Annotated in this window: 11 protein-coding genes and 1 pseudogene; 11 read left to right on the top strand and 1 reads right to left on the bottom strand. The window is 53.1% G+C overall.

Translation table 11 applies throughout. The annotated features are described in order from the left end of the window. The first annotated feature begins 121 nt into the window (after positions 1 to 121). Positions 122 to 652, top strand: coding sequence for a cytochrome b561 (gene cybB, locus AC3ITF_RS10155; RefSeq protein WP_115258383.1), 531 nt, complete (start codon positions 122 to 124; stop codon positions 650 to 652). 49 nt (positions 653 to 701) lie between these two features. On the opposite strand, the gene AC3ITF_RS10160 is transcribed toward cybB, so the two are convergent. Further along, positions 702 to 1,610, bottom strand: coding sequence for a DMT family transporter (locus AC3ITF_RS10160; protein WP_135911989.1), 909 nt, complete (start codon positions 1,608 to 1,610; stop codon positions 702 to 704). A gap of 312 nt (positions 1,611 to 1,922) precedes the next feature. Here AC3ITF_RS10160 and AC3ITF_RS10165 point away from each other — a divergent pair, with 312 nt between their 5' ends. The 10 genes and pseudogenes from AC3ITF_RS10165 (at position 1,923) to AC3ITF_RS10210 (ending at position 13,204) form a co-directional block, all read left to right on the top strand. Next, positions 1,923 to 3,539 carry a mechanosensitive ion channel family protein gene (locus AC3ITF_RS10165; RefSeq protein WP_153879611.1) on the top strand — a complete coding sequence of 539 codons (1,617 nt, stop codon included), beginning with the start codon at positions 1,923 to 1,925 and terminating at the stop codon, positions 3,537 to 3,539. Beyond that, positions 3,536 to 4,651, top strand: coding sequence for a BamA/TamA family outer membrane protein (locus tag AC3ITF_RS10170; protein WP_181491362.1), 1,116 nt, complete (start codon positions 3,536 to 3,538; stop codon positions 4,649 to 4,651). The genes AC3ITF_RS10165 and AC3ITF_RS10170 overlap by 4 nt, the downstream gene beginning before the upstream one ends. Before the next feature lie 31 nt (positions 4,652 to 4,682). After that, entirely contained in the window at positions 4,683 to 5,621 is a 939-nt protein-coding gene (locus tag AC3ITF_RS10175) for a hypothetical protein (RefSeq protein ID WP_489176383.1), read from the top strand. After that, a pseudogene (locus tag AC3ITF_RS10180) lies at positions 5,621 to 6,751 on the top strand (BamA/TamA family outer membrane protein). The gene AC3ITF_RS10175 and the pseudogene AC3ITF_RS10180 overlap by 1 nt, the downstream one beginning before the upstream one ends. Continuing rightward, positions 6,752 to 7,858 carry a DUF4056 domain-containing protein gene (locus AC3ITF_RS10185; protein ID WP_135911993.1) on the top strand — a complete coding sequence of 369 codons (1,107 nt, stop codon included), beginning with the start codon at positions 6,752 to 6,754 and terminating at the stop codon, positions 7,856 to 7,858. It abuts the pseudogene before it with no gap. A 208-nt stretch (positions 7,859 to 8,066) separates the two neighbouring features. Continuing rightward, positions 8,067 to 8,486: a translesion error-prone DNA polymerase V autoproteolytic subunit gene (locus AC3ITF_RS10190; protein ID WP_117342847.1), complete on the top strand. Its 420-nt coding sequence runs from the start codon at positions 8,067 to 8,069 to the stop codon at positions 8,484 to 8,486. Between the two features lie 2 nt (positions 8,487 to 8,488). Then, complete coding sequence (locus AC3ITF_RS10195) at positions 8,489 to 9,751, top strand: Y-family DNA polymerase (RefSeq protein WP_489176384.1); 1,263 nt, start codon at positions 8,489 to 8,491, stop codon at positions 9,749 to 9,751. 168 nt (positions 9,752 to 9,919) lie between these two features. Then, positions 9,920 to 10,195: a metal/formaldehyde-sensitive transcriptional repressor gene (locus AC3ITF_RS10200; protein ID WP_003833178.1), complete on the top strand. Its 276-nt coding sequence runs from the start codon at positions 9,920 to 9,922 to the stop codon at positions 10,193 to 10,195. A 32-nt stretch (positions 10,196 to 10,227) separates the two neighbouring features. Beyond that, entirely contained in the window at positions 10,228 to 11,346 is a 1,119-nt protein-coding gene (locus AC3ITF_RS10205; RefSeq protein WP_096756948.1) for an S-(hydroxymethyl)glutathione dehydrogenase/class III alcohol dehydrogenase, read from the top strand. Positions 11,347 to 11,515: 169 nt separating this feature from the next. Continuing rightward, the gene (locus AC3ITF_RS10210) at positions 11,516 to 13,204 is read left to right on the top strand and encodes a methyl-accepting chemotaxis protein (RefSeq protein WP_489176385.1); all 1,689 of its coding nucleotides are present in this window, start codon (positions 11,516 to 11,518) and stop codon (positions 13,202 to 13,204) included. Positions 13,205 to 13,211 lie beyond the last annotated feature (7 nt).

The raw sequence follows: 13,211 nt of genomic DNA on the forward strand, positions 1-13,211 counted from the left end.
TACCGGCAATCGTTATTTTTGCGGTTACACGTAATCAACGGAAAAGGATCTAACAAAGTTAATGAATTTTTAACAAAAGCTGGTTATGTTGACGCATTATTGTTTTTACTCAGGAAGTGTTATGGGGAATAAGTATTCTGGCCTGCAAATTGGCATCCACTGGCTGGTTTTTTTATTGGTGATTGTGACCTACTGTGCCATGGAACTCCGCGGATTTTTCCCGCGCAGCTATCGCCCCGGGTTCAACATGGTACACGTGTCCTGCGGCATCACGATTTTAGCGCTGATGGTAACGCGCCTGCTGGTCAGACTTAAATATCCGACGCCGCCGATTGTGCCAAAACCGAAGCCGATGATGACCGGTATGGCGCATCTTGGGCATCTGGTTATTTATCTGTTGTTCATCGTCCTGCCGATAATTGGTCTGGTGATGATGTACAACAGAGGGAATCCGTGGATCGCCTTTGGCATCGTTATGCCACATGCGACAGAAGCCAACTTTGATATTGTGGATATGCTGAAGTCCTGGCATGTGACGCTGGCAAAACTGGGCTATTTTGTCATTGGTCTGCATGCCGCCGCCGCCCTGATGCATCACTATTTTTGGCGGGATAATACCCTGCTACGCATGATGCCGCGCAAGCGTTCGTAATGTCGATAATCAACGCCCCACATTATGCGGGGCGTGTGTTTTGGGCCACTTATTTTTTGATGCTCTGCACCTGAGGGGACCGTTTTTTCAGACTGACGATCGCCAGCGCCACAACAATCAATACAATCCCGCTTCCTTCAACTACGCCGGGCTCTTCACCCAGCAGCCACCAGGAAAACAGGACCCCGCAAACGGGTACCGCCAATGTGCTTAAACTGGCAATACTGGCAGGTAAATTACGCAGGACAAACAGCCATAAACTCCATGCCAGCGCCGTTGCCAGTATGGCGCTATAGCCTAACGCCCAGAAGACCACCGGCTGCCAGTCAGGGCTGCGCTGAGGGACCAGGAAGGCCACCAGGCTCATTACCAGTGCGGCATACAGCATCTGCCATGAGGTTAGCGCGAGCAGATCGATATTCGGATGACGGGCATACATGCGCTTGGCGACAATGGCGCTCGCCCCCCAACTGATCCCCGACAGGATCGCCAGCAACGCACTTTTCATTGAGGTGAAGTCCATCTGCCACGGCTGTAAAACCAGCAGCAGTCCGGATGCCGCTACCGCAATCGCGGCATACTGTATACGCCGCATGCGTTCGCCCAAAAACATGGCCGCCATAATCACCACCCAGAATGGCATGGTATAGCTCAGGATCGCGACCTTACCAGCCCCGCCGCTGACCAGCGCCCATTGCGACAGCCCAACCATGCCGCAGGTCTGCAACAAAGCAATTGCCAGCGTATAGCGGAAAGGCGTCGGGCGCATCCCTCGGCCTCGAAGCATCAGGACAATAAATAAGACCAGTGCGCCGAAAGTGCAGCGTAGGGCAGTGAAGTCGAACGAGCCGATGTACAGCGTGACCTGTTTCATGGCGATCCAGCTGTAGCTCCAGATGAGCGTCAAGGCGACCAGGCCGCCAATCGCCAGTGGGTTACTTTTCCCTGCAGTGCTCATGGTGTATCCGTTTTAATGATTTTATGGCGCCACTATACCCGGTTTATGACCGCGATACCGTTTATCGAAAAATCATTGTTTTTTTATTACCTCCTTTCTAATCAATAGACTACTAATCATGCATGCACTTTTTTATAAACAATATTGATATGTTTAAAATTGTAAAAATATTGTTTTTTTTAACTGCGTCTTTCATCAATTTGTTTCCTATACTTTTTTTGCCGCTAATGAAAGGAGTTCCACCATGCTCAAGACCGTTCCATTTAAGCGGACAGTGTTGGTCAGTATGTTTACACATGCGGGATGGTGAGTATGAACAAGGTACTGCTCATTTTTTTGATGTGTTTTATTAGCGCTCTGGCTTTTCCCTCATTCGCGGCGGAGCCCCGACAGCAGCCATCGGAACAGGAACGTGCGCGGACGGTGTATATCTTTCACCAGCCGATTGTGATGCTGCAGGCAAAATTTGGCTTAACCACGCCAGAAGAGCGGGTGTTGCGCATCCGTAATACGCTGCGTAATTTTACGCAGGCGGACCTGCGTGAACCGCTGAAAATTGTGCCGATAACCCGCTACAACCAGCCGGGAAGGCTGATCGTCATGAACGGCAAACCGCTGCTGCTGCTGGCGCAAGCCGATCTGGATGAAGGCGACGATCTGACCCTCGATCAGGCCGCTCAGCGGGTGCTGGTGCGCATGGAGACCCAGCGGACGGCGTTGCGCGATCAATTCGACGGCGGTTGGCTGGCGCTGTCTGCGGTGAAAACAGCTGCGGGATTGCTGGGGCTGATTCTTTTTTTCTATAGCGCGTACCGTTCATGGCGATGGGTTCGCCGTTATTACCGGCGTCGAATCATTGCCAACAGAAGCTGGCTCCCCCAGCGCTGGCGGCGTTTTACCGGTGCAATCGAGGCACGTTTGTATGCCTTATTGATGATTCTGCTGGGCATAGTCGCGTTGTATGTCTGGCTCAGTTGGGTATTTAGCCTGTTTCCCTGGACGCGTGTCTGGGGGACATCTTTGGGTGATTGGTCGATACGGGTGCTGCGTGAAATCGCGCTGTCGATTGCGTCGGCATTACCGGGGCTGATGATTGTCCTGATTATTGTTCTTATCACCGCGTTTATTCTTAAGCTGCTTAAAGTTGTACTTAATCAGGTAGAAGCAGGGCGCTTACAGCTTCCCGGTATTCACCCTGAAACCGTGGGGGCGACACGTAAGCTGATTTCCGTGGTGGTGTGGTTGTTCGCCCTTTCAGCAGCCTATCCCTTCCTTCCTGGTGCCAATTCACTGGCGTTCAAAGGGATTAGCGTGTTCTTTGGCCTGATGCTGACACTCGGGTCGGCAGGGGTAATGAATCATGCCATGAGCGGGCTGGTGCTGATCTACTCCCGCGCCCTGCGTAAAGGTGACGTTATTCGCGTTGCGGATAACGAAGGACTGGTGAGCGAGATAGGCATGCTCGCTACCAAAATCATTACCCGTGAAAATTACGTCGTCACGGTGCCGAACGCGGTGGTGGTCAGCGGCAAAATTACCAATCTCAGCGCACAAAACTCGGGGGGCGGTATCAATCTGACCGTCGGTGTCACCATCGGTTATGACACCCCCTGGCGGCAGGTGCATGCCATGCTGGAACTGGCCGCCAAGCGGGCAAAAGGAATCGATCTATCCCAGCCGCCGCTTGTGCGCCAGTTGGCGTTAATGGACTGGTATGTCTCTTATGAATTGCAGGTCAGGTTACTACCGGGGCAGTCATTGGCTGAGGCGCGCAACGCGTTGTACAGCCATATTCAGGATGTGTTCAACGAATTTAACGTACAGATCATGTCGCCGAATTTTGTGTTGCAACCCGATGATGCGGTGAGGGTGCCGAAAGAAAACTGGTATGCCGCGCCTGCCATACCGCCGGAAGGAACCGCGCCATGAAAAAAACCTCCCTTTTGCTGCTGATTTTCTGCGGACAAGCGCACGCCGTTGGCCTGATCGATCCTGAAGATGGGATGCTGGATATGAGCCGCTATTTGCAAGAAAACCGGTACGGCTTTTTACCCATCCCTGTGGTGATTACAGAACCTGCCGTGGGCTATGGCGGCGGCGTGTTTGGTTTATTTCTTCATGGAAAAGGCCAGCAGGTTGACGGGCAATTCATTCCCCCAGCCATGACCGCGCTGGGCGGCGGCGCGACGGATAACGGTACCTGGTTTGTGGGGGGCGGCCACCGGCATACCTGGACGGACGATCATATTCGTTACTTTATTGCGGCAGGTTACGCAAATATCGATCTGGATATCTATTCGGGTGACCTCGCGGGTTTCGGCAACAATCGCGCGATTGAAACTGAGACCAAAGGTTATGGCGGGATACAAAAGTTATTGTTTCGTGTCAGTGATTCTCCGGTGTTTTTAGGGGCCTCACAGTTTTGGGCGAAAATGGATATTTCTGCGCGAAACAACCCGGTTATCGACCGCGTCTGGAAACACGTCCTCGGTGACAGCAGCACGTCATCGGGCTTAGGGATTGTCGCAGAATACGACACCACCGATAACTTTTTCTGGCCGGGACACGGTGTGTCGCTCAGCGGTGAATATCAGTTTTACGGTCACTACCTTGGGGGCGATTACCGCTACGATTTACTGACGCTTGATGGCAAATTTTTCCTGCCGCTAAGTCGGGACTGGACGCTTTCTCTGGCAACTAATTATCAAATGCTGTCCCGACATGACCAACATCTCCCACCGATGACGCGTCCTTATATCGCGCTGCGTGGGATCTCCCGTTATCGCTATCAAGGCAATGATGTCAGCACCGTGCAAACACAGCTTGCCTGGCAAATGACGTCGCGCTGGATTGTTCAGGGATTCGTAGGCGCGGGGAGTGCTACCGACAATGCAGGCGATCTTTACTCCAGCACCGAAGTTGGTTGGGGCGCGGGATTCCGCTATTTAATCGCCCGGGAATACGGTCTGCATACCGGCATTGATGTTGCCCTTAGTGATAACGAAGAGGCGGTTTACTTCAATGTGGGCGCTGGCCTGTAACCAATGAAGCGAGACATAAATGAGGATAATAATGAGATGGACTAATACGATGGTGCCGCTTCTGCTGGTTTCTGGTGTGGCGTGTGCCGCGGATACGGAAGATCGCACCTTTCCCATCTGGGGAGAAGAGGCCAAAGCCCGTGGATACTCGATTCCGTTGCCGTTTGGCGTCAATCTCAGCTATATGAATATGCGCCAGAACATTGACGTCGACAGCATTGGTTTTTCAGGGCTGGCGTTGGGTAACCATGCGATCCCGACCGATATGTTTAATATTGATGCCGGGCATACCCGTGAGCAAAGTAAATCAGAAAACCTGCGTATCGATATGTGGGTGTTTCCGTTTCTCAATATCTACGGGTTAGTGGGACATACGCGCGGTTCATCGGTATCGAACGTTTCCGTCGATGCCGATCCGACACGCTATACCGGTATTGACAGGGTGATTGCCTCGTCGGTGCATCAGCTTTATCAGAGTGGTGAATTGCAGGATATCGATTTTACTCTCGACTTCAAAGGCACGACCTGGGGAACCGGGATCACGCTGGCGGGCGGATATGAAAATTGGTTTGCGCTAGTGGACACCAACTACACCCGTACTGATTTCGACATTCTGGATGGCAAAATTTCGGCGCTAACGGTGTCACCTCGGGTGGGATACCGTTTTCGTTTCCAGGGGCCCGTCGGAGAGTCTCACCTTAGCGTCTGGCTGGGGAGTATGTACCAGAATGTTCAGCAGGAGTTCCGGGGCAGCCTTTCCGACTTGCATATGCCCGCCGCACTGCAACCGCTCATTGACACCGTGAACCAGAATAATGAAGGGCGGTTTGATGTTAAACAGAAGCTAACATCACCCTGGAATATGCTGATTGGTACCCAGTTTGAAATGACGCCGCAATTTAATGTCCTCACAGAATTCGGTTTCAATGAGCGTAACAGTTTCTTCGTGGCGGGAGAGTACCGTTTCTGATGAGACCCCATCGCATCATGCTGACATTGTCACTGACGCTGACCGCCTGGCCTTCGGCGGCAGTAGCGCTGGATCAAAAATCAGTAGATAAACTGCTTTCCGGCCTGGGGGCCGATAACCACTATGATCCGCAGAAGGGCGTTAACTGGAGTGTGTTGCCGGGCCCGTTTTATACCCCTGAGCTCAGGCTGGGGCTGGGGATGGCCGTGGCGGGAATTTATCGGGTTGATCCCAATGATAAAACCACCCAGAACTCGTCGCTGTCTTTTACCGGCTATGTCAGTAGCAGCGGTGCACTAGGGATTGGGTTAAGCAGTTACACCTTTTTTACTGACGATCGTTGGCGACTGTTTGTTGACGGTTCGGTGAACAGAGTGCCGACTGGTTTCTGGGGCATTGGCTACGATGCGGCGCAGGGCAATGAGCAGGAGTACACCAATAACGCCATCCGCGTGCATCCGATTATTATGCGGGAGGTCGTTAAAAATCTTTATCTTGGCGCCGGTTGGGACTTTTCAACGTTGCACGCGACTATTGATGATCCCCGCGCGGATGACACCTTTACACGCTATGACGCGCAGTCCTCCTCACTTGCATCGGGTGCCAGCATCAGCCTGAATTACGATTCTCGCGATGCGATCACTCGCCCGCAACGAGGACAGTTCTTTAAAGTGGAATACACTTGGTTCGATCCATCGGTAGGGTCTGACACCCATTTCAACGCAACCGAGTGGCAATACGATTACTACCACTTACTGAATGAAAAAACGGTACTGGCCTTTGATCTCTGGGGCCGTTTTACGCGAGGGGATGTTCCCTAGGATCGGTTGTCGATGGCTGGCGACGATCGGCGGATGCGTGGCTATTATCAGGGCCGCTACCGGGACAACGATGTTGTCAGTGGGCAGGTAGAGTACCGACGAAAGCTGAACTGGCGACACGGATATGTATTGTGGCTGGGTGCCGGGACGCTGGGAAAAAACATCAGCGCGCTGGACGATCATCCGTTGTTACCCACGGCAGGCGTGGGATATCGGTTTGAAGTGAAGCCCGCGATGAACGTGCGTCTGGATCTGGGGTTTGGTAAAGAAAGTGCCGGTTTTTATTTTCAGGTTGCGGAGGCTTTCTGAATGCGTAAAGGGTTAATGTTTTTGTGGTTGGTGGCGGGTTTGGCCTGTGCAGAAGGGGACCTGTTTCCGATAAAGCACGCGCGCCAGGTTTACCCGGTCGTCAGTCAGCTTTCGCCGCCGGAGTCGTTACGTCCTTGCTGTGCGTTTGGCTATGATCTTCACGTCCGTGCGATTGGGGTCCCGATTCCGGTTTACCAGATTGGCAACGTCCTGACCCTGGATACGCTGGGTAGCCATCATTATAACGATAGTGCGCTGGGTGCCGTGAAGAATATTGTCGGGCTCAGCGCAGAAAAAAGCGGTCTTATTTATACCCATCGCGGTGGGTTTATTGATATCGCCCATGTTCGCGATACGGCGGATAATACGTTCTATATTTTCTCGCGTATTCTTCCCAAACTGGGTCAGCGCTGGCGTTATTTCTACAGTGAAGAGTTGGGCGTTCGCCGAGTGCAGCTCCTGGCATTTACGCCGCCGTCTTCACTGCCCCAGCGCTATACCCTGGCGGCCTGGCTGGCAGGTCATCTGGCGTTTCAGTTGGCACAGTGGCACGAAATTGCACAATGGTACGGTTTTCAGTCTGTTCCCGGATTTTCCGAAGAGATATCTGCATTTTCACCGGAAGATTTATATTCAAATCTTTTGGGGGCACGGCTTGCCATCAACGTGATTTTGCAAGGAAAAGCAGAAACTATCGATGCTTATAACGCCGCGATGGACGGTGAACTGCGCCATGCGCTATTGCAGCTCGGGGTGGTCACCGGAACTGAAACCGAAAGAAAGTTTCGTGAGTTGGACGGTGACTGGTGGAATAGCAAACGCAGGGTGCCTGATAAATTTCTGGTGCTGAAGCGTAACTATAATCTCGACCACAATCGCTTACCGACCCCGGTCTCTTACGAAAAAACGGCACCTTATATGCTCACAATGCCCGCCGTGGTGTTGGGGTATCAGTTGTCTCGACTGGGGGAATTGCAAATATATCCGGGGACGTCGATGGAATCACTTCCTTTACCAAAAGTATTTTATGGTCCGGCTCAATTCCAGCCGTTGGCAAACCAGGCAGAAGAGGCGGATAAAACACAACGTGAACGGTTTCAGAAATAGTTAAATTCAGCGCAGCGGTGGTGTGGGTTGGCTGAAAAAACGTCAACATTTGGGCCTCCCGAAATAATTTACAAAACCGATATTTTTAACCGCAACCCATACTTACACGTGAGGTGGTTAAGCAATAAACAGCGCCCGTCTTCCCATCACTTGATTGCATGCCTCACTACAACTACTGTATATAAAAACAGTATGTGAGGGATGCGTCATGATGTTGTACAGACCTTCAGAACCGCGCGAGGCGATCGCGCTACCCCTTTTCAGTGATGTTGTCGCGTGCGGGTTCCCCAGCCCGGCACAGGACTACGTGGAGCAGCGTATTGATCTGAATGCCTTGTTGATCAAGCACCCCAGCGCGACCTACTTTGTGAAAGCGGCGGGCGATTCGATGGTTGATGCCGGGATCAATGAGGGCGATCTATTGATTGTTGACAGCGCCAGAACCGCCGCTCACGGGGATATTGTGATTGCCGCGGTGGACGGTGAGTTTACAGTAAAATGTCTCCAGCTCAGACCTACCGTGCAGCTTAATCCGATGAACCGCGCCTGGTCACCGATTCGGATCAGCAGTGAAGATACGCTCGATATCTTTGGTGTTGTGACTTTTATCGTCAAATCGACGGGGTGAGAATGTTTGCGCTCTGTGATGTAAATGCATTCTATGCCAGCTGTGAGACCGTGTTTCGCCCGGATTTGAAAGGCCGCCCGGTGGTGGTTCTATCGAATAACGACGGCTGCGTCATTGCCCGCAGCGCCGAAGCCAAAGGGCTGGTAACAATGGGCGCACCTTATTTCAAACAGAAAGAAATTTTCCGCCGGCACGGGATTGTTACCTTCAGTAGCAACTATGAACTGTACGCCGATATGAGCCAGCGGGTGATGACCACCCTGGAAGAGATCGCGCCACGGGTGGAGATCTACTCAATTGATGAGGCGTTTTGCGATCTCTCTGGAGTCAGGAATTGCTGCAATTTGGCGGCGTTTGGACGTGAAATTCGACACACGCTGCACAAGCGCACACATCTGCTCGTCGGCGTAGGTATTGCGCCCACCAAAACCCTCGCGAAGCTGGCGAACCATACGGCCAAAAAGTGGCAACAGCAGACGGGCGGCGTAGTGGACCTCTCGAACAGGGAACGCCAGCGTAAGCTGATGGCGGCGCTTCCGGTCGATGATGTTTGGGGCGTTGGTCGCCGTACCAGCAAGAAACTCGACGCGATGGGTATCAAGAGTGCGCTGGATCTGGCGGATACCCACACTGATGTTATCCGCAAGCATTTCAGCGTGGTACTGGAGCGTACCGTACGTGAACTACGCGGTGAACCCTGCCTGGGTTTTGAAGAGTTTGCAGCGGTGAAGCAGGAAATCATCTGCTCAAGATCGTTTGGTGAGAGGCTCACGGATTACAACGCCATGCGGGAGGCGATTTGCGCCTATGCCGCGCGTGCAGCAGAAAAATTGCGCGGGGAACACCAGTATTGTCAGTTTATCTCTGCGTTTATTAAAACCAGTCCATTTGCCCCGAATGAACCTTATTATGCTAATAGCGCGTCGACCAAATTGCTGATCCCCACCCAGGATAGTCGGGATATTATCAATGCGGCAACACGCTGCCTGGACGTTATCTGGCGGGACGGACTGCGCTATCAAAAAGCGGGCGTGATGCTGGGGGATTTTTTCAGTTCAGGCGTGGCACAGTTGAATCTGTTTGATGACAATGGCCCTCGACGCAACAGCGCGGAGTTGATGACCGTGGTGGATCGGCTCAATAAAGAAGGGCGCGGAACGCTCTGGTTTGCCGGGCAGGGAATAGAACAGCAGTGGAAAATGAAACGAGGAATGCTATCCCCACGATATACCACGCGTTTTGCGGATTTGCTGCGGGTGAGTTGATTGTATAAAACAGGGAGATGTTATTTATTTTCTGGAGACGCCTCGCATTTATTTAATTACCCGATACTGGTGGTCAATGGCGCCTCTCCTCATGACCCCATAAATTTCACCGTTTACACGGGGCTATTAAATGAAATACCATACCCCCCTATAGTATCCGGAGGGCGTATGCCGCATTCACCTGAAGATAAAAAACGCATTCTCACTCGTGTACGACGTATTCGTGGGCAGGTTGATGCGCTCGAGCGCGCGCTGGAGTCAGGCGAACCCTGTCTGGCGATCCTGCAACAAATTGCCGCCGTACGCGGCGCATCCAACGGCCTGATGGGCGAAATGGTTGAGATCCACCTGAAGGATGAACTGGTCAGTGGGGAGACCACCCCGGACCAGCGTGCCGTGCGTATGGCTGAAATCGGCCATCTTCTGCGCGCTTATCTAAAATAACACCATCACCTCGCAATAATGGGAAGAGACAAATGAAATCACGTGCTGCAGTTGCATTTGGCCCCGGCCAACCGTTAAAAATTGTCGAAATCGACGTCGCGCCGCCAAAAAAAGGGGAAGTGCTGGTTAAAATCACCCACACCGGTGTGTGCCATACAGACGCATTTACGCTCTCGGGCGACGATCCGGAAGGTGTATTCCCGGCAGTACTGGGCCATGAAGGCGGCGGCATTGTGGTTGAAGTGGGCGAAGGCGTCACCAGCCTGCAACCGGGCGACCATGTGATCCCGCTGTACACCGCCGAATGTGGCGAGTGTAAGTTCTGTAAATCGGGCAAAACCAACCTCTGTCAGGCCGTGCGCGCGACCCAGGGTAAAGGTCTGATGCCAGACGGCACAACGCGTTTTTCTTACAACGGCGAGCCGATTTATCACTACATGGGCACCAGCACCTTCAGTGAATATACCGTGTGCGCAGAGATCTCGCTGGCGAAGGTCAATCCACAGGCACCGCTGGACAAAGTCTGTCTGCTGGGCTGTGGCGTTACCACCGGGATAGGCGCCGTCCATAACACGGCAAAAGTAAAAGAAGGCGACACCGTGGCGGTGTTTGGTCTGGGCGGTATCGGTCTGGCGGTGATCCAGGGCGCGGTACAGGCGAAAGCCGGGCGCATTTTAGCGGTCGATACCAACCCGGAGAAATTCAAGCTGGCCGGTGAAATGGGTGCGACAGATTTCATCAATCCGAACGATTACGATAAGCCGGTGCAGGACGTGATTGTTGAGCTTACCGACGGCGGCGTGGACTTCAGCTTTGAATGCATCGGTAATGTGAACGTGATGCGTGCTGCGCTGGAGTGCTGCCACAAAGGGTGGGGCGAGAGCATCATCATTGGCGTGGCGGGCGCTGGGCAGGAGATCAAAACACGTCCGTTCCAGCTGGTGACCGGACGCGTCTGGCGCGGCTCCGCATTTGGTGGTGTAAAAGGGCGTACGCAGCTGCCGGGCATGGTCGAAGACGCAATGAGCGGGAAAATTCAGTTAGATCCGTTTATTACGCATCGCCTGCCGCTGGAGCAGATCAACGAGGCGTTCGATTTAATGCATCAGGGTAAGTCTATTCGTACTGTTATCCACTTTGGCGATAACTGATCCATCCGCCAGCGGAACTCTCCGCTGGCACTTTCCTGAATTTTTTAGAATGATGTTGTGAAAGTGTGACGAAACCGGCGCTTTTCGCGGTAAGCAATCCTGGCGGATTGCCGATGACTATCTATCGGGCGTGTTTTCACGCATAAACCCTACAAGAGAGTCGACGGTCATGGACAACACAACATCGATGCAGGCCCAGCATAAACTGGGCTTCCTGCATCAAATCCGACTGGTTCCGCTGTTTTCCTCCATTCTCGGTGGCATCCTTCTGCTGTTCGCCTTAAGTTCCGGGCTGGCGAGCTATTTTCTTATGCAGGCCGACCGCGATCAGCGCGATGTGACTGATGAAATTCAGGTCAGGATGGGGTTATCGAACAGCTCTAACCACTTGCGCACCTCGCGTATCAATATGATCCATGCTGGTGCGGCGAGTCGTATTGCCGAAATGGACGATATGAAGGCCAATATTGCGGAGGCGGAAAAACGGATTAAGCAGTCGCAGGAGGGCTTTAATGCCTATCTGTCTCGGGTGGTGAAAACGCCGGCAGATGAAGCGCTGGACGCTGAACTGAGCGCCAGTTTCAAAGCCTATATCGACGGTTTGCAGCCGATGCTCAAGTACGCCAAAAACGGCATGTTTGAAGCGATCATTAACCATGAAAATGAACAGGCCAGACCGCTGGATACCGCCTACAACAAAGCGCTGCTGAAGGCCATTGAGATCCGCACCGCAAGGGCGAACCAGCTCAGTGAGCAGGCCCATCATCGGACACAAATTGGCATGGTCTTTATGCTGGGCGCATTCGGTCTGGCACTGGCATTGACGCTGATGACGTTTATGGTGCTGCGTCGTACCGTGATCCATCCGCTGCTGCGTGCCGCCCAACGCATTGAGCAAATCTCAGCGGGCGATCTGACCATGCAGGATGAGCCCACCGGGCGCAGCGAGATTGGTCGTTTGAGCCGTCATTTGCAGGCCATGCAGCATTCGCTGGTAAAAACCGTGGGAACCGTGCGTCAGGGGGCAGAAGAAATCTATCGCGGGACCAGTGAAATCTCTATGGGGAATACGGACCTGTCATCGCGTACGGAAGAGCAGGCTGCGGCGGTTGAACAGACGGCGGCCAGTATGGAAGAGCTGACGGCTACGGTGAAACAGAACGCCGATAATGCACATCATGCCAGCAAACTGGCGGAAGATGCTTCCGGCAAAGCCAGCCGGGGTGGTCAGATGGTTTCTGGCGTGGTGCATACCATGGGCAACATTTCGACTAGCTCGAAGAAAATCTCTGAAATTACCGCCGTCATCAACAGCATTGCTTTCCAGACCAACATCCTGGCGCTGAATGCGGCGGTGGAAGCGGCGCGAGCAGGCGAGCAAGGGCGCGGCTTTGCGGTGGTGGCCAGCGAAGTGCGTACACTGGCAAGCCGTAGTGCCCAGGCAGCAAAAGAGATTGAAGGATTAATCAGCGAATCCGTACGGCTGATTGATCAAGGCTCCGGGGAAGTGGTGGCTGCAGGCAATACCATGACGGATATCGTCGATGCGGTAAAACGCGTGACCGATATTATGCTGGAGATTGCTGCCGCCTCCGATGAGCAAAGTCGGGGCATCGTGCAGGTGAGCCAGGCGATTTCAGAGATGGACAAAGTCACGCAGCAAAACGCTTCGCTGGTCGAAGAAGCGTCTGCTGCCGCGGCCTCGCTGGAGGAGCAGGCTGCACGTTTAACCCAGGCGGTTGGCACCTTTCGCTTGCAGGGCGGCAGCGTGAAAAAACGCGCGCCCCTTGCTGCCACACCGGTTTATTCGTCGCCGCAAACGTCGCCATCCCACGGTGAGAATTGGGAAACGTTTTAACGATAAA

It is taken from the genome of Citrobacter sp. KH_055_1 (assembly GCF_057838705.1).